This window comes from Geobacillus sp. DSP4a (assembly GCF_013096875.1).
GTDB lineage: Bacteria > Bacillota > Bacilli > Bacillales > Anoxybacillaceae > Geobacillus > Geobacillus thermophilus.
Genome location: NZ_SDLD01000040.1, coordinates 1 through 20,707 on the forward strand (window position 1 = coordinate 1; position 20,707 = coordinate 20,707).

The following is a 20,707-nucleotide window of genomic DNA, read 5'->3' on the forward strand; positions in this document are numbered from 1 at the left end:
CCCCCTCAAGATGAGATTTCCCACCGCGTCAGGCGGGTAAGATCCCTCGAAGATGACGAGGTCGATAGGTCCGAGGTGGAAGCGTGGCGACACGTGGAGCTGACGGATACTAATCGATCGAGGGCTTGACCTATAAGCGGCTTCTTCCGACGGTTATCTAGTTTTGAAGGAATGAATTCTTCTCATGATGCGGAAGTAGTTCAGTGGTAGAACACCACCTTGCCAAGGTGGGGGTCGCGGGTTCGAGTCCCGTCTTCCGCTTCCCAATATGCGCTCGTAGCTCAATTGGATAGAGCATCTGACTACGGATCAGAAGGTTAGGGGTTCGAATCCTCTCGAGCGCGTTTCATTATCTTTAAAAAAGATATTGACAAAAAAACGATTTGCCATTATATTTTTATTGCAATCATTTTTACGACAAGTTCACTGATATGGATTATGCGGGTGTAGTTTAATGGTAAAACCTCAGCTTCCCAAGCTGAAGTCGTGGGTTCGATTCCCATCACCCGCTTTCCTTTATTTTATCGTGAATATTGTGGAGTATGCTCTGTTGATGATGCTCCAGCAACTTGGCAGGATCGAGCAACGAGCAATAGCTTCTTTGGAACAACTATGAGTTGCCCCGACGCATCGGGCTTCTTCGAGTAAGCTTGTAGAGGAAGGGACAGCGAGGATATTGGAGTTTCCTAATGGATTGTGTCCCAGTAGCTCAGTAGGATAGAGCAGCGGCCTTCTAAGCCGTCGGTCGGGAGTTCGAGTCTCTCCTGGGACGCCATTTCCATACAAAAAGAACGCGCAAAAGGCGCTGGAACGAAGTTCCCTGATCGCTAAGTCTATGTGCGAGAGGGGAATTTTTTATTTGGCTAGGGAGCAGACAGCAAGGGATATGGGAGTGTTCTATTGATGATGTCCCAGCAGCTCAGGAGGATCGAGCAACGAGCAATAGCTTCTTTGAAACAACTGCGAGTTGCCCCGACGCATCGGGCTTCTTCGAGTAAGCTTGTAGAGGAAGGGGCACCGGCCCTAAGCCGTCGGTCGGGAGTTCGAGTCTCTCCTGGGACGCCACTTACATACGATCGGTTCGGGTTAACAGTGCTGAAACCCTTGATATGACCGCGTTTGCGGTCATTTTTCATTTTTTGGGAATCCCGAAAAAAACGATAGAATCCGAAAAAATTTTGCACGAATTTTGCACGGCTATTTGGCATGATACAGCTCCTCCATTGCAAGGTCAACTTGCCGAGACTCTTTTTGCTCCATCTCATCTAAAATATGAGAGTACGTTTGCAGCGTGGTTACAATATCTTTATGTCCAAGACGACGAGAAACGTATTTGATGGTGTTATGTCAAGAAAACGGACACATTAAACAGAGAGAAATAGCTGAACTTAGGCAGCTACTTTTCTCTGATTAGCGTAGTAAGCAGCCTCCAATTCACATGGCGATACATAGCCAAGGGCGGAATGACTTCTTTTACGGTTGTAGAAGCATTCGATGTACTCAAAAATGGCTTGTTTCGCTTCTTTTCGCATGCGGAATCGATTCAGATAAATACACTCTTTCTTGATGAGGCTATGAAATGACTCGATACAAGCGTTGTCGTAACAGTTTCCACGTCTCGACATGCTCACTTGAAAATGATGTTCCTGTAAGAGCTAATGGGATTATTGACGACGAAGAACAAAAAACCCAAAAACACGATTAGTTAGAGTAAGCACTATTAACGTGTGATAATAAGATACACATCAGCGGTCTGTTAGGCAATTGTTATATGGGCATCTATCCATATTAGAGTATTAGAATTAGAAAGGGTGTCCCAAAAGCAGTCACTTTTGGGACATCCTTTCTTTCATTTCTTAACTGCTATTTTGTTATTGCTTCCTGTACGGTAAGTGAAGGTTTTTTGCACGTTTCGTGATTTCGACCAATTGGACATGGCGCCCTTCCATTTTTAATACCTTAAATTCATAATCGCCGTAGGAAAGAGTGTCGCCTTGTTGAATATCAAATTTTTCTGTTAAAATCCAACCACCAATCGTATCAACATCCGTATCATCGATATCCGTTCCAAGCAAGTCATTTATATCTTCAATCAATACTTTTCCATCAACAATGGTGGTATGTTCATTCACTTTGCGAATCATCGGAACTTCGTCAATATCAAACTCATCTTGAATCTCACCGACAATTTCCTCTAATATATCCTCAACTGTTACAAGTCCAGCCGTTCCGCCGTATTCATCTACTAAAATCGCCATATGAACTCGTTCACGCTGCATTTTGACGAGCAAGTCATGAATCGGGATGGATTCGATTACTTGTATGATTGGGCGGATATAATCATCTAACTTCTTTTCAGTGGCCTTTGGATTTTGAATACAATCCGTTAATATTTCTTTTATGTTTACCATACCAACGATATGGTCTTTATCTCCGTCTATAACAGGATAGCGCGTATATTTTTCTTGCTTTATCGTTTCAAAATGTTCCGCAATGGAACGGTTTTTATCTAGTGCGACAATTTCTGTACGCGGTACCATGATTTCTTTGGCAATCCGATTGTCAAACTCAAAAATATTGTTTACGTATTTATATTCCGACTGATTAATTTCTCCACTTTTATAACTTTCAGATAAAATCAAGCGCAATTCTTCCTCTGAATGGGCCACTTCATGTTCGGATGCTGGTTTTAACCCAAATAATCCGGTAATGACGCGAGCAGAGCCGTTTAATGCCCAAATAAACGGATACATTATTTTGTAGAAAAAGATTAAAGGTCTTGAACATAACAGTGTAATGGTTTCTGCTTTTTGAATTGCCAATGTTTTCGGAGCCAGCTCTCCAACGACCACATGCAAAAAGGTAATCGTTGCAAATGCAATCGCAAAAGAAAGGAAAGACGCCACAGACTCATTTAAATTTATTCGTTCAAATACAGGGTGAAGCAAATGCTCCACCGTTGGTTCACCAAGCCAACCAAGCCCTAATGCGGTAATGGTGATACCAAGCTGGCAAGCTGATAAATATTCATCCAAATTAGAGATGACTCTTTTGGCAGCCCTAGCGTTTCGATTTCCTTCAGCTATCAGTTGATCAATGCGTGTACTGCGTACTTTAACAATGGCAAATTCGGATGCAACAAAGAATGCCGTTAAAGCAATTAAAACACCAACCATCAGTAAATTAACTATCTCCAATTAAGCTCTCTAGCTGTATGCAAACAGCTAGAGAATCCACCTCCTGTTAATTTGGCTATACCTTTAATTTATTACGTTACTCTTATCTTTCGTGCTACCTCAGCTCCAGTAAGAGACGAATTAGCACGGACTTCCGTCCATTGATTAAATGTACCTTTTACTTTAAATTGTGCCCAAAGTGACAGTCCGAATGCTAAAAAGATGAGAATGTCCATTGGATGAAATAACATTACATTCTCCCCTTACACTACTATTGGTATTAAAATTCTTCATCTTCTCCACCAAAGAAATCGTCAAAAAATCCTTCTTCCCCTTCTTCAGCTTCCTCATCAAAGCCTAGTGCTTCCTCGATGGCATCATCTACGAGTTCTTCCACCAACATTCCTGCAAACATTCCTGCAGCAAAACCGCCAATCGCTCCCATCATGCCATGTCCGTGTCCATGCAAATGAGGAGTATGGGAATAATGAGTCATGTAAGATGATGCTGTATATTGATACGGCTGCTCGATCATTTCTTGAATCATTTCGCGAAGTTTGTCAGCTAGTATGCTTACATCGGTTAATTCTGTATGTGCGAAAAAGATTTCCCGTTTTAACTCTTTTTCCTGCAAACCAAAGGCTCCTGCATGTACATCTACTTCAAGAAGCAGACGAACTCCCTCTTCTTCTAAAAATGCAAAAAACTCAACTTCTTGAACAACTTCTCTAAATTGTTCCGTTGGAAACAGTTCGAATTCTTGGCCATACGGTTTTAGTGATCCTGAAGTTGCCTTTTCCCGGAAGCCTAGCTTTTCAAAAGCAATGAAGATTTTTTCTAAAGGCAATGGTGGAAGAATTTGTACTGCATCTTCATCCAAATGATCTACACCGCCTGCAATATCAAGACGGGTAACAAACGTGTAATGAATACCGTGTCTTGACACTGGAAGAGTTTTTGGCAATTCATATGCAAAAGGCAATACTTTTTTCTCGCCAGCCTGAATGACAAAGGCAGAAGCTACTGGAATCGTTGCCACTGTTTTTGTTTGCGATTGCCCGTTTTTGTTTAATGTTAAACGAAGTTCTACATCAATTTTGTTGATATGCTGTTCTACTGTTCCTCCTTCAATGAAAAATTCACCGCTAATGGTCTCTCCCAATCGTACTTGGGAATGATGCAGCATAAGGTTGATATTCGCAGAACCAATCCCCAGCTTCGATAAAAATTTTCTAAACATTCTTTCATCTCTCCTAACATTTATTATTAAATAAAAGGATTTTCTCCAAGCAATATCGCTAATGTTTGTAGCAAAGTATAACCTTGTTGGGCCAATGGTTTTGCCATCAGCTTGATCTGTTGCTCATTTAATTGTTTGAGTAACGGTTTTAATTCCAACAGTTCTTCTTGAATATGTTTCATTTCTTCTTGAAGGTGCTCAATTTTATCTACAATTTCATCCGCAGCATCTGGTTGATTTTGGATAATCTGCAATCGCTCTTTGATTTCCTCCAGAGTTAAATGCTGTTTTTTTAATGCATCGATTAACCGTAAACGTTCGATACTTTCTTCGGGATAATAGCGATAATTTGTTTCGGAGCGGACAGGTTCTAGCAACCCTAATTGTGTATAATAATCAATGGTTCGTTTCGAAACGCCAGCTAATTCTGCAAGTTCACCAATTTTAAACAACTTCCCAATGAACTCACTCCCTAATATTTTTCGTAATGCTAATTAGATTATATTCTTAAAAAAACTGTACAGTCAAACGTTATACTGTTGATTTTTGTTTCAAATTCGTTTTAATCACTACATACGAATATATTTTGATTTTGGATTCATGAATAAAACTGTAGATGAGCAAATTGGCTAACATAAATTTACAACCAAACAAAAAAGGAGACATGAACCCGACTCCTTGAGTAAAGTAGATGTGCTCAAAACCCATTCACCCAAGGACATGGAGATTATTGTAATGAAAAATGCTCATCTACAGTAACTTTATTTTATTATAAGATCACGCTTATTTGGGACACAGAAAAAAACACCTATGCTGTCTGTTTTCTGAACTCAATAGGAGGCAGGCAGTTTCGTTTGGGTCTGAATTCGAATTCCCCGTTTACCGCAACCGCAGAAGCTTTTTGTCTTGCAAATGAAAACAAATTGAAACGTTCATGGCGGCGAAAGTTTGTTAAAATGTATAGGATAGAAATAAAATTCGAAAACGTGCCATACAATGAACATGCATGGCAAATATACGAGTCAGGTGATCGACATGGGGTTTGAACAGCAACTTGTTCATAAAACATTTTATGAGACGCTTGTCGAGGCGGGGGAACGCGACGTTGTCCGCGCGCTTGGCGAGATGTTTTTCGCGGCGCATCGGGATGGCGCGGATTTGTCGTCGATTCGCTTTGCCCAAGGGGAAGTGTATTTCCACCGCCGCGATTATGAAGCGGCCATTTTTAAATGGGAACAAGTCCAGCGCGATGATTTGCGCCCGTGGGCGCAAAAAAACATCGCCGACAGCTACTATGAGCTTGGCCGTCTCGAGCTGGCCGAGGAGCTGTACCGTTCGATTGAGACGGACAGCGAAACGTTGCAGGCAGAAATCATGTTGCGTCTGTTTTCGCTCTACCGTGAGTTGGGGGAAAACGCGAAAGCGGATGATATGATTAAGCGCGGGGTGTCGCGGTATCCGGATTATCCGAATATGACCGAATGGGCGCGCGCCTTTTTCGAGGAGCAAGGTGATTGGGAAAGCGCCGTTGAGCTTGCGTTAGGAGAGACGTTGCGGACATCGGCGCGCCGCTGGGCGGACATCTTGATCGGTTATGTGGAACAAGGGCATGCGAGAGTGATGGCGCCTGAGCGGTTTTCACGTTGCCTGGCGCTGTTGTACGAAACGGATCGGGTGAAATTTGAGCGGCTCGTGCAGGCGCTATGGAACGGGTATCGAGATGGCGACCTTTATTTTTCGTGGCTGGCGGAGTGGAATCGTCTCTATGAGGAATTAGAGATCCGCCGCGACTATGACTGGAAGAGAATCCCTGTTCTTTTAGCGGATGCGTATGCGGGATTGATGAAAGGTCCGTACCGATTAAAAGAGTTGGTGGAAGTGGCGCCGCCGCTTGTGAAAAGCTGGATGAGTTTAGCCGACGGTCCGGAGGCAGCGGCAGCGGCGGCTGCCTTGTTGGCGTGGAGCGAGAAATTTCCTGAGGCGTTTCAAGAAGAGACGATCAACGACGCCGCTAAGCGGCTCGTTCATGCGAAACGGCCCGTTCGGGAGACGGGTGTGTCGCTGTTTGACGAAATAGCCGATTGGGCGGAAGAACAGCGGGCGGGTTCGCACTTCCGCTTCCGCTGGGTCGTGCGGCAGTTGTCCGATTCGCGGACGCATTGCGTTTTGGTCGCTGGAGCGTCGCGCCATGAACGGTTGGCGTTTTTGCGGACGTTGGTCGGCGAGGCGGCGTTGGCGGCGCCATCTGCGCCGGTGCTGGCATGGAGAAACGGCGGGGAGCTGGAAGTGGCGAAAATCAGCGATGATCAGTTTACCGTTTTCTCGAGCATTGATGAATTTCAACAGGCGGCGGGAGGACGCGCCAACCGATTTCCTGATGATGTTGTCATTGAATGTGCGGCTCCGTTCTCACTCGTGCCGCAAGGGATTGTCTTGCTGGATATCGGGCCGCTCGGCGGGCGCGCTTCATTCGACCATGAAGCGTTCGTATCGTTTTCGCTCGCTGACAGCGTTCTTTTTCTTCTGAACGGCGAGGATCCGCTTTCCAGCGCTGATGAGCAGCTGTTGCTGCGGCTTCATGAGCGGGCGCCGCATGTGCCGATGTACGTGCTGCTTCCTCCGGGCGACGGGATGGTGGATGAAGAGGAGACGGCGCGAATGGTGGAGGAAGTGGAAGCGCACGTTCGTACGATCGTTCCGGAAGCCAATGTCATGGTCTATTCGCCGCATGCGCCAAGCCGCAAGCAGCAGCAAGCCCTCATCGGCTTGCTGGAGGAGATGCGCCGATGCGTGTCTTCTGTCCGCCGCGAGGAAGCGATTTTAACGACGACCGGCCGGTTCATCGCTCATTTGTTCCGGCAGCGGGCCGAGGCGGAAAGTCGATTGGCGGAGCTGGTCGTATGGAAAAAAGAAATGGCGGCCAAACTGAGCGGCGCCATTCATCAGCTTGGCGACCTGCAAGAGGAGAAAACGGCCAAAGTGGCCAAGTCGTTCCACACCGTCTTGGCGGACATGCGGGGTGAGCTGACAAAGGCGATTCCCGATCTGTTGCGCAACATGGCGGAGCTGGTGGGCGAAAACAGCGATTTTTCCCGCTTGCCTCTTGAGCTGAACGACAAAGCGAATGAACGGCTTCGCGCTTATCTCAACGAAGAGGTGTTGCCAAAGCTGCGAGTTGCTATGGAACAGTGGATTGCAGCGGCGGAGGACGAATTCAATGAATGCCAGGTGTTTTTGCATGAAATAGGCGAAGGGTTTAACGCCATGTTCGGCCAGGAACGGCTCAAGCTCGAATGCGATTTTCGCATTGTGGCTGACTGGCGGCGTGACATCAGCCGGTTGACGAGCGGGGTGCAAATCGAGAAGCTGAACATTTTCCTCCGCCGGACGCCGGGTCAGCTGCTGTTGAAAGGAGCGGGCAAACTGCTCGGCGCCTTCGCGCAAAATAAGGCGATGCTGGCGCAAAAGTATAAGCAGTTGATCCAGACGCAAGATTACGCTGAGGTGGTGGAGGCGATCATCCAGCAGTTGTTGCTGCCGTTTGAATGGTTTGCCAAATCGCTTGAGCGTGATGTCACTCAATTTTTCCATGCGCCATTGACGGCGCTCGATGAAACGTTGAAACGGCTGGAGCTGGAGATCGCTGCCCAGGAAGGCGAGCTCAAACATATGCGCAAAAACCCTGAGGCGTACCGCGACCCGCTCGTGCTCTTTGGCATTCGTTTGCGGCAATGCGAACAGCTGGCGCAGGCGGCTGCGGCGACGATTCACGTGTAACCATCGGCTGATTGCCGGTGTTGGGCGGGCTCAAACGGACTTTTCACCGCAGGGCCTGCGTATGTGATCCGTTTGACGAAAAAAGAACGAAAACTGCGCCAAAACGGCCATCCCCCGGTCGATGCGAGGGAAATATGGAAAAAGGCTGTTGACAAAAGGGGCTCGCCCCGCTTTTGGCAACAGCCTTGTTTTCTTGCCCGAGCAACTGTGGAATGGAGGGTTATTGCAGCTCAAACGCCCAGTTGCCGCTGCGGAAAATCGGCTCGCGCTTCCCGTCTTTCGTCACGCCGTCAATGTTCAGATCAGCTGAGCCGATCATAAAGTCGACGTGGACGAGGCTGTCGTTGACGCCGCGGCGGTCAAGCTCCTCTTTGGAAAGAGAGGCGCCGTTTTCGATATTGGTCGGATACGCCTTGCCGAGCGCCAAATGGCAAGCGGCGTTTTCATCAAACAGCGTGTTGTAAAAAATGAGATTGGACAGCGACACCGGCGATCGGTGCGGCACGAGGGCGACTTCCCCGAGGCGGCGCGCGCCGTCATCGGTGTCAAGCAAGTGCTTAAGCGTCTCATATCCTTGTTCGGCGCTGAAGTCGACGACTTGCCCGTCTTTGAACGTGAGCGTAAACCGATCGATCACGTTGCCGTTGTAATTGAGCGGCTTCGTGTTGCGCACTGTGCCGTTGACGCCGTCTTTATGCGGCATGGTAAACACTTCTTCGGTCGGGATGTTCGGATTGAAGCGCACGCCGCTTTGACTCGTCGCCGCGCCGCCGTGCCAGACGTGCCCGTCGACGAGCTCGACCGTGAGATTGGTGCCTGGCGCTTCATAAACGAGTTGTTTGTATTGCTTGTTGTTTAAGTAATCGACGATGCGGGCGAGCCGGTCGTTATGTTCGCGCCAGGCAGCGATCGGATCGTCTTGGTCGATGCGGGTGATGCGGAAAATCGCTTCCCATAATTTGTCGATGGCTTCTTCATCGCGCAGATCGCCAAATACTTTTTGCGCCCACGCCGGTGTGGGGACGGAAATGAGCGACCAGCAGTTCCGGTCGGCCATAATGGCGCTCCGGTAGTTGGCGAGCGCTTGCGCCGCTGTTTTATTGGCGGTCGCGATCCGCTTTGGATCGACGTCTTTTAACAAGTCCGGATTCGGGGCGTAAATGGATAAAAAGGCAGCGCCTTGTTCGGCGAGTTCTTCCATCGCTCTTGCCCGCCACATCGGATATTCGGAAAACGCTTCCTCTGGGGCGTGGTGAAATTTAATGTATGTAAGCGCCTCGTCGTTCCACTCGACATACACATGCTTTGCCCCGGTTTCGTACGCCGTTTTGGCGATTTTGCGGACGAGCGGCGCCGCTTCGAGCGGGGCGTTGACGAACAGCGTCTGCCCGGGCTGAATGTTCACCCCGACTTTCACCGCCAGTTCGGCGTATTTGTCCAATTCCTTCTCCCAACGGTTCATCTTGTTCACTCCTTTTTTTGGATTCATCTCCACTTTATTATAATTCCCACCGCCTTGCAACTTAGGGAACTTTACATGTGGACGCTGTCCGGACGAGAGCGAAACGTTCCGATGTAGGCCGCGCCTCATGTTGGAATAACAGGATGGGTTGACACATAACGCTGTTGCCGCACATGGCGCTCGATTTATTGCCGCCGTGGCTCGCGGGAGTGCTTTTGTCGGGCATTTTGGCCGCCATCGTGACAACGGCCGATTCACAGCTGCTGGTGATCACGAGCGCCATCAGCGAAGACATTGCGCGCCGTTCTTTGCGCCTTCGCCTGTCGGAAAAACAGCTTGTCGCGCTTTCTCGGGCGGTGGTGGTCGTTGCCGGGCTGCTTGGCTTGGTGTTGGCGATGACATCCGAGTCGCTTGTGTATTTTATTGTCAGCTGGGCATGGGCAGGGATCGGCTGCACGTTGTCGCCGGCGATTTTGCTCTCTTTCTTCTGGAAGCGGTATTCCGGCATCGGCGTCATCGCGACGATTGTGGCCGGTTTTGTCAGCACGGTCATTTGGATTTCTTCTCCGCTTGAGGCCATCGTTAGCTCGCGGTTTACGACATTTGCCATTGCGCTGGCGGCCGGGGTGCTGTTTAGCCTGTTGTTCCCTAACCGGCAACGGACGATGTAACCGATAACGTCAGTACATGAACATGAGGGTGTCCCGAAAGAAGCGGGGCACCCTTTCTGATTGTTGCGTATCTGCACTGAACGCTTGACGATATCTCGCTTCTTTTGAGAAAAGGAGGAGGTTCATCCACGAGCGGGACAGGCGATTTCCATCCGGTTGCGCCCGTTTTGTTTGGCTCGATAAAGCGCCTGATCGGCAAGGGAAAGAACGGTTTCCGCGCTCTCGTTTGGTTGCGGGACGGCGACGGCGGCTCCGACGCTGACTGTGACGACACAAGCAGCGGGCGAGGAACCGTGCGGAATGGCGAGCCGCTCGACGTTTGCCCGCACCGCCTCAGCGGCAGCCGCTGCTTCGGACGGCGAAGTGTGCGGCAAAATGACGGCAAATTCCTCACCCCCATAGCGCGCTGCCGTCCCGCCGTATTGCTTGGCTGTTTGTTCAAGCGGCAAGGCGACTTTGCGCAAACAGTCGTCCCCGCATTGATGGCCGTACGTGTCGTTGAACCGTTTGAACGAATGCGGGCGTCGGCATCAGTCACCATAACCCCTTGGCTCGTATGTTCGACAATTTGCTCGTACAAGTGATCCATTTGTCTTAGTAGCATGTTCTTTCTTTTCCCCTCCATTGAATCGTTCCTTTTCTCTAACATTGTTTATTTTATTTTCCGGTATGAGAGGCAAGACGCCAATCCTTTTTCCTGTGAGGAAAGGCCTACTGCGATGAAACGAATCTTGCATTCATCATTCCGTCATAACTTTTTGAAGATATTGTGAAATAGTGAGCAACTCTGCGCCGCCAGGCGAAAAAACGATTAAGATAAAAGTGTAAGGAACATCTTCCAAAACGAAAGGGGAGAAACACGATGGTTGTCAAATGGATGCGCGAACACGTCACGGCATCGGTGTTGATGGTCGTATTCCGCTTGTATTTAGGATATGAATGGATGACGGCAGGGTGGGAAAAAATCACGCAAGGGTTTGACGCCACCGGATTTTTAAAAGGAGCGTTGGCGAAAGCCGCTGGGGAACATCCGGCCGTGCAAAGCTGGTGGGCGGCGTTTATCGAACACGTGGCGTTGCCGAATGTCGGATTGTTCAACGTTCTTGTGCCATGGGGTGAATTTCTCGTCGGGATTGCGCTCATTCTCGGATTGTTTACGACGTTTGCCGCCCTCATGGGAGCTGTGATGAACTTCGCCTTCATGTTCTCAGGCACGACGAGCACGAACCCGCAAATGGTGCTTCTTACCGTCTTTCTCCTCGTCGCCGGGGCCAATGCGGGACGATACGGCTTGGATCATTGGGTGCTGCCATATCTCCGCCACTGGTGGAGGGATAAAACGCATCGTCCACACCGACCGGCCGCAGCGCATCAATGACCGTCACCAAGCCGCATGCTCTGCTTCAGGCTTCCTCCTTTTCCGAACGGCCGCTCCTTCTCCAACGTGGAAGGGGGTGGTCGTTTGCTGCGTCGAAGAAAATGGTTGGCTGTTCGAGAAAGGAAATTGACGAATGACGGCGAAATGATATGCATATGGATGAAGCAGGAGACGTGAACAAGTGTTTGAAAGCGTTTTCTGTAAGGTAACATACTAACCATTCAGTATTTTTTATAAGGGATGGTGAAACGAATGAATGAAACACGCCCATACTGGCCGAGCGGGCTGCCGAAGGAACTCCGCTATGAGCTCGGCGAACAGCCGCTCTATGGCTATTTGCGCCATCGCGGCGAACGCGAGGAAAACGAGCCGGCGTACATTTTCTATAACAAGGTGATCACGTGGGGAACCTTGCTCGATCACGTTCACCGTTTTGCCCGCTATTTGGGGGAAAAAGGGGTGGAAAAAGGAAAGGTGGCGCCGTCTGAGTTGATCGAATGGGCGAAAGCGCATATGGCGGCGTTCAAGTATCCGCGCTATATCGAGTTCATCGATGAACTGCCGGCGACGCCGTCAGGCAAAGTATTGCGAAAGCTGCTTCCGAGGGAATAACATCGCGGCGGGGTTTTGGCGCGGGCCGCCCCGCCTTTTTCTGGAAAAGGGGGATCACGATGGAGAATTTGCGGCAATTAACAGACGAACTGATGGCGAAAAAAGCGAGCGGCTGCTCGCCGCTTGGCCGACGGGGTTTTAATGGAAGCTAATGGGAAATCCCTCTCTGCCAGTGGTGGAGGGGGCTGTGCTTGGCTATTTCTCTTCCATGGAGGGGGAGCAGCCGCCCATCGCATGTGAGATATGAAAAGTCGGAACATACATTGACAATCCAATGGAAATGGAATATTCTTTAATTAGAAAGATGTCTAAATATCGAATGTTTTTGTCCGTATTTAGATAATTTCCTAAATGTCTAACTATAGACCGGCATGAAAAATCGGTTGCATGCGCCGCACGCGAAGCTGTGATAAACGAAAGATGCCCCTTTAGCGGTTCATCCAACGAAAACTCGTTTGCAGGGTGGGATCGCCATTGTCATTCAACGAAGCGTTTAAAGCGATCGCCGACCCGACGCGCCGGAAAATTTTATCCTTGTTGCGGAACGGGGAGTTGACAGCAGGGGAGATCGCTTCGCATTTTGATATGCAAAAACCGAGCGTCTCGCATCACTTGAAAATTCTCAAACAGGCTGATTTGGTGCAAGACCGGCGTGAGGGACAGCATATCTACTACTCTCTGAACACGACGGTGTTTCAAGATTTGCTGCGCTGGTTTTACGATTTTGTCGAAAGGGGAGAGAAACATGTGGAAGAGTAATCGGCTTGCGATCATGCTTACAGTTTTCGCCTATGTCATCAGTCTGGCTGTCATTCCTTATTTGCCGGATCAAGTGGCCATTCACTGGAACGCAGCGGGTGAAGCCGACGGCTTCAGCAACAAATGGTTGGGTGCCTTCCTTCCACCCTTATTGATGACATTTCTCATCATATTGATGGGAGTGCTGCCGAAGTTTGACCCGAAAAAAGAAAGTTACAGCCGCTTTCAAAAAAGCTATCGTATTGTCAACGCGGCGCTTGCCTGCTTTTTCTTGCTTTTGCATATTGTAACGTTGGCGTACAATCTCGGAGTTCCGGTCGATATTGGACGGCTTGTGCCAGTTGGTGTTGGAGTGCTGTTCATCGTGTTGGGAAACTACATGCCGAAAATCAAACCGAATTATTTTATCGGCATCCGCACGCCGTGGACGTTGGAAAGCGAGGCCGTTTGGAACAAAACGCACCGCCTTGGCGGCAAGGTGTTTATCGCGATGGGGATTTTGTCGATGCTCACCGCGTTTTGGCGCGGGGAGATGAGGGCTGTTTTGTTTCTCGTCATCATCGTTGTCGGCAATTTGTATCTCATCGTTCAATCGTTTCTTTATGAGCAGCAAGAACAGCGCAACCGTTCATAAATAGTTTGAGGCGAGAATGCTCTCTTTCCCCTTCGCTATCGTAAACCCGTCTCATTCGGGGCATGCTAGGGATGAAGGAGGGGAGGGCGATGAAACGGAAACCGGACAACCAACGCGCCGGGCATCCGGCCCGCGCCGCCGACACACGGACGGCAGGCCGGACAGCGATGAAGGAACAAACGGTGCAAGAGGCCTACAAAGAGCGGGAAGAGCTGACGGCCGATTCAATCAAAAAGCGGGAGAAAGGGCGATTCCTTTCTCTCGCTTTTTTGCGGTTAAGCATGCTCTTCTAAGCTGGCGACCGGCACGCTTTGTTTTTGATTCGGGTTGTCAAGCGGGTGGATCGTGGCTACGCCTTTTTGTTGGTCGACATGCTCAATGTAAATGCGCTGGCCGTTGTACGTGACGTTTGCCATCACTGGCGACGACGCGATTTCTTGCGCCCGACGGACATCCATCTGAAACACCTCCTTATTTGCCGATAACACGCATAGTATGACAGGTGTGCGATTGAACTATGCATGTGGCTGAGATCGGAAAGAATAATTTCCAAAACAATGTGCTAAATAATCAATAAACAAAACCGACCATCTTTTCCTAGCCGATTCACACGTTTTAATGTAAACTATTTTTTATAAATAGTTTACATATAAGGGGGATGGGGATGAAAACCGAACTAACCGCCCAACTGCTCGAATGGGAACAAAAAGCGCAAAAGCGCCAGCTGCGCCGGGCAGAGGCGTCAGGCGCTTCGGTCATGTTGGACGGAAAGCCGATGTTGAATTTAGCGTCCAATAATTATTTAGGGTTAGCGGATGATAGGCGGCTGATTGAGGCGGGCTGTGAGGCGATGCGAACCTACGGGGCTGGAGCGGGCGCATCGCGGCTCATCGTTGGGAATCACCCGCTCTATGAGCGGGCGGAAGCCGCATTGAAACAATGGAAAAAGGCAGAAGCGGCGCTTATTTTCAACAGCGGCTACACGGCCAACATCGGCGTGTTGACAGCGTTAATTGGCCGAGATGATCTTGTCTTTAGCGATAAGTTGAACCATGCGAGCTTGATTGATGGCATCCGCTTGAGCAAAGCCGCTTGTTTCCGCTATCGTCATAACGACATGAATCAGCTGGAGTCATTGTTGAAGCAATCTCCGCCCGGTAAGCGGAAATGGATCGTCACCGATGCCGTTTTCAGCATGGACGGCGATTGGGCGCCGCTACCGGAGCTTGTCGAGTTGAAACGGCGCTACCGCGCGATATTGATTGTCGACGAAGCGCACAGCGGCGGTGTGTTCGGACCGAACGGCGAAGGGCTGCTTCACCATTTCGGGCTTGAGAAGGAAGAGGATGTGCTCGCCATCGGCACCTTCAGCAAAGCGCTCGGCAGCTTCGGCGCGTATGTAACAGGAGAGCCGTGGCTGATTGAGTATTTGATCAACAGCGCCCGCAGCTTCATTTTTACGACCGCCTTGCCGCCATCGGTCCTTGCCGCCAATGAAGCGGCTATTCATATCGTTCAATCCGAGCCGGAGCGGCGCCAGCGGCTGCACGCCTTAAGCGAACAGTTCCGCACGAAACTGAAACAGCTTGGGTTTGACACCGGCGGCAGCGAGACGCCGATCGTTCCGGTGATCGTCGGCCCGAACGACCAGGCTGTGGCGATGAGCGAGTTGCTGCAGGAAGCGGGCCTTGCCGCAATCGCCATCCGGCCGCCAACCGTCCCTGAGGGAACGGCGCGCATTCGCTTTTCCGTCACCGCGGCGATGACGGAAGAAGACATGGAGATGGCCGTTGACTGCATCGCTTTGGCGGGGAAGCGGATGGGGCTGATTTCATAGGAAGAAGCTGCATCATAACGATGGAACGCCAGAAAAGAAAAAACCAGCCGAACGTTTTTTTCGGCTGGTTTTCTTCGATCGGGATGACAGGATTTGAACCTGCGACCCCACGCACCCCATGCGTGTGCTCTACCAAGCTGAGCTACATCCCGAAATGGTTTGTCAGACATACTTCATTATACAAGAAAAACGGGATAAGATCAATGGCTAATTTTTCAGGAAATCAGAAAAGGATGCCGTTGTCGGCATCCCCGATGTTAACAAAAAAGAAGGCTTCGTCTGTCAGGGCTGTGCCGCCGAATGAGGTTATGCCATCGATGAAACAATTCGCTCCAATTGTTCGCGAATATCGCCGCGGCATGCTTCACCGTGGTAACAGATGGCCGTCTCGATATCAAATTCAAGCAATTTTCGGACAGAGTGCATGGCTTCGCCCATATCAGGTGTGCCGCCGAATTCCGCCCATAGTCGCCCGGCTTCGGTGGAGAGGGCGTCGCCGGCGATCAACAGGCGGTTAAACACCTTGAAACACGAGCGCAGTGTCCATCGTTCCGATCACAGAATCGAACGTTTCTCCGCAGGCGATGATCGTCTCGGCGTATCGATCATGTTCGAGTGTGCACTGACGGATCGTTTTGTTGTATGGGTCAACGATCCAGTATTCTTCCACTCCGTAGGCGCAGTACAAATCTTTTTTCAGCGTCACATCGATTTTGTAGGTTGACGGGCTGACAACTTCGATGACAATGAGCGGCCGCCCCTTATAGCCGCCGATGATTTTTTCAGGCCGTTCGCAATAGACAGCGACATCCGGCTGGATAAACTCGTTCATCACGTTTCCGTTCTTTTCGAGTTTCACGGACAAGTTTGAAATCGGTTGACATGGGCTTTTTCCTTTGATCATGGAAACAAGATTGTCGCAAACGATTTGATGTTCCCATGACGGGGACGGGGACATGTTGATGGCTTCTTGCATGCTCCTCACCTCTTTTTCATTATACTTGAAACCGGTCTCCCTTGCCTACAACGGGTTGTGGAGAAAAAGAAAACGCTAGGTTGCCAGGCGGTATTCAAGTATACTAAAAAGAAAAGAGGAAAGGAGGCCGTTTTCATGCCAGCGCCGGAAAAAGGGCAGCCGTTTACTTATGCGCAATATATGATGCTTGACGAAGATGTACGCTATGAGGTTATTGATGGCCAAGTCTTCAACATGTCCCCAGCTCCGACGCCGAAACATCAGGCCGTGCAGCGTGAATTGCTGGTGGAATTTGCGGCCTATTTGCGTGGGAAAACATGCACCGTATTTGGCGCTCCGATCGATGTTTGTTTGGCGGATCGGGATGATCCGGAACAAATTCGCGAATGGGTTGAGCCGGATCTTGTCGTTGTCTGCGACAAAAGCAAAATTCGCGAAAAACGAATTGTCGGCGTGCCGGATCTTGTTGTGGAGATTATTTCAAAATCGACGGTGCGCAAGGACAAAATTGTCAAATTTCACCGTTACGAGCGGGCAGGGGTGAAAGAATATTGGATTGTCGATCCGGTGAATGAGACGATTGATGTCTATGTGCTCGAAGAAGGGAGATTCCGCCATCAAGGGATGTATGTCCGCGATGATACGATTCCCGTTCGCCTGTTTCCTGAACTGGCGATCGAATTAAAAAACGTATTTGCCGAAGAAGAATAAGAAAAACGGCTGCTGTTCAAACCGCATGCTCCCCTTGTTCGTTTGCTGGGACGGATCCATTTCGCGGGGGGTAAGAGGTGGTTGTTTGCCACATTTGGGCATAGAAAAGGAAAAAACAGGCGATACTAACGATCGGTGATGCCTGTGTACAGTCAAGAAGAATTGGTCCGCTTTGTCGAAGAAGCGAAACAGTACGCCCGCTATGGAAAAGTAGCCGATTACATTCCCGCCCTGGGCAAGGCCGATCCGAATGAACTGTCGATCGCTGTATACACCCCGGACGGCAAGGTGGCGAGCGCCGGAGATGTGACGGTGAAAGTGACGCTGCAAAGCATCTCGAAAATCATCGCGCTTGCCTTTGTCTTAATCGACCGCGGCGAAGACGAGGTGTTCCGGAAAGTCGGCATGGAGCCGACAGGCGATCCGTTCAACTCGATCGCGAAGCTCGAAGAAGTGCAGCCGGCCAAACCGCTCAATCCGATGATCAACGCGGGGGCGCTGGCGGTGACGCATATGATCCGCGGCCGATCGGTCGAAGAGCGGCTTGAGCGGCTCTTGGCGTTCGTCCGCCGCCTCGCGGGCAACGAACAGATCGCGTATTCGGAGGAAGTGGCCCGCTCCGAATTTGAAACCGCGTTTTTGAACCGTTCGCTTTGCTATTTTCTCAAGCAGCATCGTATCATTGACGAAGATGTCGAAGAGCTGATGGATTTGTACACGAAGCAGTGCGCCATTGAAATGACGTGCATCGACCTGGCGCGCATCGGCTTGGTGTTCGCGCTTGACGGGCGCGACCCGCATTCGGGCGAGCCGATCATGCCGCTTGATGTCGCCCGCATTTGCAAAACATTTATGGTCACGTGCGGCATGTACAACGCATCCGGCGAATTTGCCATCAAAGTCGGCATCCCGGCGAAAAGCGGCGTTTCAGGCGGCATTCTCGCCGCCGTCCCGGGCCGGTGCGGCATCGGTATTTTCGGCCCGGCTCTCGATGATAAAGGGAACAGCGTGACCGGGGTGAAACTGCTCGAGCGGCTGTCAAAAACGTATTCATTAAGCATTTTCTAAGGAGGAAATCACGATGAAAACATTTACGGTCCAGTTTCACCGCGAAGACGACGTCGAAGCGATGAACGTCGGCAAGTTGAGCCAAGAGGATTTTGACAAGGCGACCGAAGGCGGGACGCGGCATTTGTTTGACCTTGACACCAATATCGGCTATTTCGTCTTTTTCGACGCTGAGGACAACGAAGGCAACGTATCGTATTTAATGCTTCAATACGAAGAAGACAGCGAAGACCCGAGCGCGTGCTACAGCTTTGAGCTGAAAGACTTTTACGAATTTATGGCGCTGTATTTGAACGACCTTGAATTCGCCGACGAAGAAGAAATGACAGAAGACGGCGAAGAGGAATACGGACCGATCCACCACCTGGCGCATTTGCTTTATCATATCGTCGAGGAAGGGAAGACGGTGGAGGTGTGAGGGAACGGTCCTGGACGGGAGAGTCCAGGATTTTTTGTTGATATGGCAGTCCGTGGCCAAATAATGGTGGATTAAACTGAGCGGCAGCGGAATATTTGTGAACTACCCCCACTTAATTTTCTAGCGAAAATTTGAAGTGGGGGCTTCCAAAGAAGTTTGACTGCTTCAAGCAATCCTTATTCTTTGAGGCGTGTCCACTTCGCCGCTAGAGCATAAGACACTCAGGTCTACAGCTTTACTTTTCTTTAAGATGTTTAATGCGCCATTGACATCCTGTTTACGAGTGGTGCCTTTGATTTTTTGCTTATCTTTTATGCTTTGAAGTCTGGCATTTTCTTTGTTAAACCATTGATTTATACTTTTTAATCTCCGCCCATCAATGATGAATGATCTGCCGTCTGATGTGACACAAGTGGCAAGATTGTTTAATCCTAAATCAATTGCCAGTGCTTTTTGGTCGTTTAATTCTCTTTGATCTTCAGGCATTTCATATTTGTACTGAATCTCAAAGAACCTGGCATGATGCTTAGGAATGATTTCAATCTGCTTAATCTTTTTGTCCAGCAACACAGGCGGAATCGTTATCGTGATAGGCTTGTGAGTCTTTTTAAATAGGCGAGAATACGGTATCGTGAATTTGTTGCCGTCTATACGAATCTGGCCAATGATCAGTGAATGAAAGCCATCTTTTTTAAGATATTTTGGAATACTGATAGCCTTGTGGTCATATTTTCCTTGTTTGGCAAGACTGATCAAACCAAAGAAAGATTTAAAGGCTTCATTGACCTTTTTTAAAATTTGCTGTGCCATGTTGCTGTTTAACAGCTTATAGTTTTCGTTAGTTTTGGCAAGATGATAATTTTTCTCATAATTAAGAAATTCCTTGTGTTCAAAATAGTATTGTCTGACATTGTACAATCCGACGTTGTACATGTTCTTGGCAATATGGCACAGTTCTCGAAGAGTCAAGTATTCTTCTTTGGTCAAACCATTTAGCTGTTGTTTGATACAAAAATACATTTTTTCACCTCCCATCTAACTATATTATACTATATTTTACTGAATCTATCCTATTTTCAGCAAAATATAGTTAAGGCGATTCATCTCCCACTTACTCCGCTTCGCTTCGTTGAAGTGGGAGTCTTCTCGCCTAATTAAGATAAAATCTTTTTGTATTCCAAATCGTTTGGTTTTCTAATTTCCATGGAGTTCTCCTCACATCACTATTTATTTTCCTATTCTTCAAGCAATGCCCGAACATCTTCCACTGGAAGATCCACCAACTGAGCAATGTCTTTCTCCGTCATTCCTTTGCGCGCCATGTTACGGATCAGTTGCTTCATTCCTTGTTTCATTCCTTGCTTGATCCCTTGTTGAAGCCCACGTTTCATCCCTTCTTCCCATCCCGCTTTCCTTCCCTTTTGCTCATAGGAAATGATCAGCTCCAACACTTTTTCTCTTTCTTTCGTTTCCATCGCCTTCACCTCTCTTTGCAGTTGTTGCTCTTCCTCCTCCGACAGCTTCACATACGTTTCAAAAAAGCCCAACAAGAGCCGCTGCCTCGCTTTATCCAGCTCCAATCTCGCCAACATGCGCAAACACTCTTTTTTCAACTCGACTTTCTCACTTTCAGTATACCCCATTTTGCCAAGATTCTGTTTTGTATTGGCTTCCCGTCATCCAAGCACCGACCTGCCAGCACCACAAATGTTCCTGAACTTTTGGTTCTTGTCGAAAGAGCGGGGGTGCGCTAGTCTTGGACAATGCTTGGATTCATCATGTGATACGTCTTTTATAGAGACGAAGTGTTGAACGCTGTCCCACCTACGCTTGCGCTTGAAGGTGGGGGGCATCGATTCATCCCATACTTACGCTTATGCGTGGAAGTGGAGGTCTTCCCGGTGCGGGATGATAAAAATCCATTTTCTTTATATGAGAAAGGGGCAAACCATGTCTAAGACGGATCGAAAAAACAACGCTTGACAACC

The 20,707-nt window shown here is 49.0% G+C and carries 18 protein-coding genes, 5 tRNA genes, 1 rRNA gene and 6 pseudogenes; 16 read left to right on the forward strand and 14 right to left on the reverse strand.

All coding sequences use genetic code 11. The features are described from left to right. The 5 genes from ETC02_RS13205 to ETC02_RS13225 form a co-directional block, all read left to right on the forward strand. Positions 1-133, forward strand: a 23S ribosomal RNA gene (locus tag ETC02_RS13205); the annotation flags it as partial. A 56-nt stretch (positions 134-189) separates the two neighbouring features. Then, positions 190-261, forward strand: a tRNA-Gly gene (locus ETC02_RS13210). Positions 262-270: 9 nt separating this feature from the next. Further along, positions 271-344: transfer RNA gene (locus ETC02_RS13215), tRNA-Arg, on the forward strand. Positions 345-440: 96 nt separating this feature from the next. Then, positions 441-511 (forward strand) — tRNA-Gly (locus ETC02_RS13220). 187 nt (positions 512-698) lie between these two features. Then, a tRNA-Arg gene (locus tag ETC02_RS13225) sits at positions 699-775 on the forward strand. 422 nt (positions 776-1,197) lie between these two features. On the opposite strand, the pseudogene ETC02_RS17755 reads toward ETC02_RS13225, so the two are convergent. The 6 genes and pseudogenes from ETC02_RS17755 to ETC02_RS13250 all read right to left on the reverse strand — a co-directional run. Beyond that, a pseudogene (locus ETC02_RS17755) lies at positions 1,198-1,338 on the reverse strand (site-specific integrase); the annotation flags it as partial. A 50-nt stretch (positions 1,339-1,388) separates the two neighbouring features. Continuing rightward, positions 1,389-1,637: pseudogene (locus ETC02_RS13230) on the reverse strand (transposase); the annotation flags it as partial. 234 nt (positions 1,638-1,871) lie between these two features. Further along, positions 1,872-3,197, reverse strand: a complete 1,326-nt coding sequence (locus tag ETC02_RS13235) for a hemolysin family protein (RefSeq protein ID WP_047758641.1) — start codon at positions 3,195-3,197, stop codon at positions 1,872-1,874. Positions 3,198-3,280: 83 nt separating this feature from the next. Next, a pseudogene (locus ETC02_RS13240) lies at positions 3,281-3,427 on the reverse strand (zinc metallopeptidase); the annotation flags it as partial. Between the two features lie 29 nt (positions 3,428-3,456). After that, positions 3,457-4,416: a sporulation protein gene (locus ETC02_RS13245; protein ID WP_050367432.1), complete on the reverse strand. Its 960-nt coding sequence runs from the start codon at positions 4,414-4,416 to the stop codon at positions 3,457-3,459. A 26-nt stretch (positions 4,417-4,442) separates the two neighbouring features. Further along, positions 4,443-4,868 (reverse strand): MerR family transcriptional regulator, encoded by a 426-nt coding sequence (locus tag ETC02_RS13250; RefSeq protein ID WP_171698336.1) that lies wholly within the window; start codon positions 4,866-4,868, stop codon positions 4,443-4,445. Between the two features lie 544 nt (positions 4,869-5,412). Here ETC02_RS13250 and ETC02_RS13255 point away from each other — a divergent pair. Further along, positions 5,413-8,193, forward strand: a complete 2,781-nt coding sequence (locus ETC02_RS13255; protein WP_050367430.1) for a tetratricopeptide repeat protein — start codon at positions 5,413-5,415, stop codon at positions 8,191-8,193. Between the two features lie 220 nt (positions 8,194-8,413). On the opposite strand, the gene ETC02_RS13260 is transcribed toward ETC02_RS13255, so the two are convergent. Beyond that, a complete protein-coding gene (locus ETC02_RS13260) occupies positions 8,414-9,655 on the reverse strand; it encodes an aminopeptidase (protein WP_050367428.1) in 1,242 nt (413 codons plus the stop codon). A 158-nt stretch (positions 9,656-9,813) separates the two neighbouring features. Between ETC02_RS13260 and ETC02_RS13265 the strand changes: the two are divergent. Then, positions 9,814-10,326, forward strand: a pseudogene (locus tag ETC02_RS13265) (sodium:solute symporter family transporter); the annotation flags it as partial. Positions 10,327-10,448: 122 nt separating this feature from the next. Here ETC02_RS13265 and ETC02_RS13270 read toward each other — a convergent pair. Continuing rightward, positions 10,449-10,829 (reverse strand): annotated as a pseudogene (locus tag ETC02_RS13270) (diguanylate cyclase); the annotation flags it as partial. 359 nt (positions 10,830-11,188) lie between these two features. Here ETC02_RS13270 and ETC02_RS13275 point away from each other — a divergent pair. From ETC02_RS13275 to ETC02_RS13295, 5 genes are all read left to right on the forward strand, one after another. Continuing rightward, positions 11,189-11,704 (forward strand): DoxX family protein, encoded by a 516-nt coding sequence (locus tag ETC02_RS13275; protein WP_044743724.1) that lies wholly within the window; start codon positions 11,189-11,191, stop codon positions 11,702-11,704. A 252-nt stretch (positions 11,705-11,956) separates the two neighbouring features. Continuing rightward, positions 11,957-12,316: an AMP-binding enzyme gene (locus ETC02_RS13280; protein ID WP_044743725.1), complete on the forward strand. Its 360-nt coding sequence runs from the start codon at positions 11,957-11,959 to the stop codon at positions 12,314-12,316. A gap of 474 nt (positions 12,317-12,790) precedes the next feature. Then, positions 12,791-13,075: an autorepressor SdpR family transcription factor gene (locus ETC02_RS13285; protein ID WP_015375228.1), complete on the forward strand. Its 285-nt coding sequence runs from the start codon at positions 12,791-12,793 to the stop codon at positions 13,073-13,075. Then, positions 13,062-13,709, forward strand: a complete 648-nt coding sequence (locus ETC02_RS13290; protein WP_050367426.1) for an SdpI family protein — start codon at positions 13,062-13,064, stop codon at positions 13,707-13,709. The genes ETC02_RS13285 and ETC02_RS13290 overlap by 14 nt, the downstream gene beginning before the upstream one ends. 89 nt (positions 13,710-13,798) lie before the next feature. Next, complete coding sequence (locus ETC02_RS13295) at positions 13,799-14,002, forward strand: hypothetical protein (protein WP_049624781.1); 204 nt, start codon at positions 13,799-13,801, stop codon at positions 14,000-14,002. Here ETC02_RS13295 and ETC02_RS13300 read toward each other — a convergent pair. Continuing rightward, positions 13,985-14,167, reverse strand: coding sequence for a small acid-soluble spore protein H (locus ETC02_RS13300; RefSeq protein WP_044743730.1), 183 nt, complete (start codon positions 14,165-14,167; stop codon positions 13,985-13,987). The genes ETC02_RS13295 and ETC02_RS13300 overlap by 18 nt on opposite strands. 206 nt (positions 14,168-14,373) lie before the next feature. On the opposite strand from ETC02_RS13300, the gene bioF reads away from it, so the two are divergent. After that, complete coding sequence (bioF, locus tag ETC02_RS13305; protein ID WP_050367425.1) at positions 14,374-15,546, forward strand: 8-amino-7-oxononanoate synthase; 1,173 nt, start codon at positions 14,374-14,376, stop codon at positions 15,544-15,546. Positions 15,547-15,624: 78 nt separating this feature from the next. Here bioF and ETC02_RS13310 read toward each other — a convergent pair. From ETC02_RS13310 to ETC02_RS13320, 3 genes are all read right to left on the reverse strand, one after another. Then, positions 15,625-15,698: transfer RNA gene (locus tag ETC02_RS13310), tRNA-Pro, on the reverse strand. Positions 15,699-15,852: 154 nt separating this feature from the next. Then, a complete protein-coding gene (locus ETC02_RS13315) occupies positions 15,853-16,053 on the reverse strand; it encodes an MBL fold metallo-hydrolase (protein ID WP_033005085.1) in 201 nt (66 codons plus the stop codon). Positions 16,054-16,060: 7 nt separating this feature from the next. Next, a complete protein-coding gene (locus ETC02_RS13320) occupies positions 16,061-16,522 on the reverse strand; it encodes a Uma2 family endonuclease (protein ID WP_050367424.1) in 462 nt (153 codons plus the stop codon). A gap of 135 nt (positions 16,523-16,657) precedes the next feature. On the opposite strand from ETC02_RS13320, the gene ETC02_RS13325 reads away from it, so the two are divergent. The 3 genes from ETC02_RS13325 to ETC02_RS13335 all read left to right on the forward strand — a co-directional run bounded on the left by ETC02_RS13325 (position 16,658) and on the right by ETC02_RS13335 (position 18,719). After that, entirely contained in the window at positions 16,658-17,233 is a 576-nt protein-coding gene (locus tag ETC02_RS13325; protein WP_050367423.1) for a Uma2 family endonuclease, read from the forward strand. A gap of 138 nt (positions 17,234-17,371) precedes the next feature. Continuing rightward, positions 17,372-18,301 carry a glutaminase A gene (gene glsA / locus ETC02_RS13330; RefSeq protein WP_050367422.1) on the forward strand — a complete coding sequence of 310 codons (930 nt, stop codon included), beginning with the start codon at positions 17,372-17,374 and terminating at the stop codon, positions 18,299-18,301. A 13-nt stretch (positions 18,302-18,314) separates the two neighbouring features. Next, positions 18,315-18,719, forward strand: coding sequence for a hypothetical protein (locus ETC02_RS13335; RefSeq protein WP_033017209.1), 405 nt, complete (start codon positions 18,315-18,317; stop codon positions 18,717-18,719). 165 nt (positions 18,720-18,884) lie between these two features. On the opposite strand, the gene ETC02_RS13340 is transcribed toward ETC02_RS13335, so the two are convergent. After that, positions 18,885-19,739: an RNA-guided endonuclease InsQ/TnpB family protein gene (locus tag ETC02_RS13340; protein ID WP_150825470.1), complete on the reverse strand. Its 855-nt coding sequence runs from the start codon at positions 19,737-19,739 to the stop codon at positions 18,885-18,887. Between the two features lie 215 nt (positions 19,740-19,954). After that, positions 19,955-20,371: pseudogene (locus ETC02_RS13345) on the reverse strand (RpnC/YadD family protein); the annotation flags it as partial. Positions 20,372-20,707 lie beyond the last annotated feature (336 nt).

What these genes read in the sequence shown, in the direction of transcription:
- ETC02_RS13245 (WP_050367432.1), bottom strand. Translation starts at nt 4,416, where the DNA reads ATGTTTAGAAAATTTTTATCGAAGCTGGGGATTGGTTCTGCGAATATC.
- ETC02_RS13255 (WP_050367430.1), top strand. Translation starts at nt 5,413, where the DNA reads ATGAACATGCATGGCAAATATACGAGTCAGGTGATCGACATGGGGTTT.
- ETC02_RS13260 (WP_050367428.1), bottom strand. Translation starts at nt 9,655, where the DNA reads ATGAACCGTTGGGAGAAGGAATTGGACAAATACGCCGAACTGGCGGTG.
- ETC02_RS13275 (WP_044743724.1), top strand. Translation starts at nt 11,189, where the DNA reads ATGGTTGTCAAATGGATGCGCGAACACGTCACGGCATCGGTGTTGATG.
- ETC02_RS13280 (WP_044743725.1), top strand. Translation starts at nt 11,957, where the DNA reads ATGAATGAAACACGCCCATACTGGCCGAGCGGGCTGCCGAAGGAACTC.
- ETC02_RS13290 (WP_050367426.1), top strand. Translation starts at nt 13,062, where the DNA reads ATGTGGAAGAGTAATCGGCTTGCGATCATGCTTACAGTTTTCGCCTAT.
- ETC02_RS13295 (WP_049624781.1), top strand. Translation starts at nt 13,799, where the DNA reads ATGAAACGGAAACCGGACAACCAACGCGCCGGGCATCCGGCCCGCGCC.
- ETC02_RS13300 (WP_044743730.1), bottom strand. Translation starts at nt 14,167, where the DNA reads ATGGATGTCCGTCGGGCGCAAGAAATCGCGTCGTCGCCAGTGATGGCA.
- bioF (WP_050367425.1), top strand. Translation starts at nt 14,374, where the DNA reads ATGAAAACCGAACTAACCGCCCAACTGCTCGAATGGGAACAAAAAGCG.
- ETC02_RS13320 (WP_050367424.1), bottom strand. Translation starts at nt 16,522, where the DNA reads ATGCAAGAAGCCATCAACATGTCCCCGTCCCCGTCATGGGAACATCAA.
- ETC02_RS13325 (WP_050367423.1), top strand. Translation starts at nt 16,658, where the DNA reads ATGCCAGCGCCGGAAAAAGGGCAGCCGTTTACTTATGCGCAATATATG.
- glsA (WP_050367422.1), top strand. Translation starts at nt 17,372, where the DNA reads ATGCCTGTGTACAGTCAAGAAGAATTGGTCCGCTTTGTCGAAGAAGCG.
- ETC02_RS13335 (WP_033017209.1), top strand. Translation starts at nt 18,315, where the DNA reads ATGAAAACATTTACGGTCCAGTTTCACCGCGAAGACGACGTCGAAGCG.
- ETC02_RS13340 (WP_150825470.1), bottom strand. Translation starts at nt 19,739, where the DNA reads ATGTATTTTTGTATCAAACAACAGCTAAATGGTTTGACCAAAGAAGAA.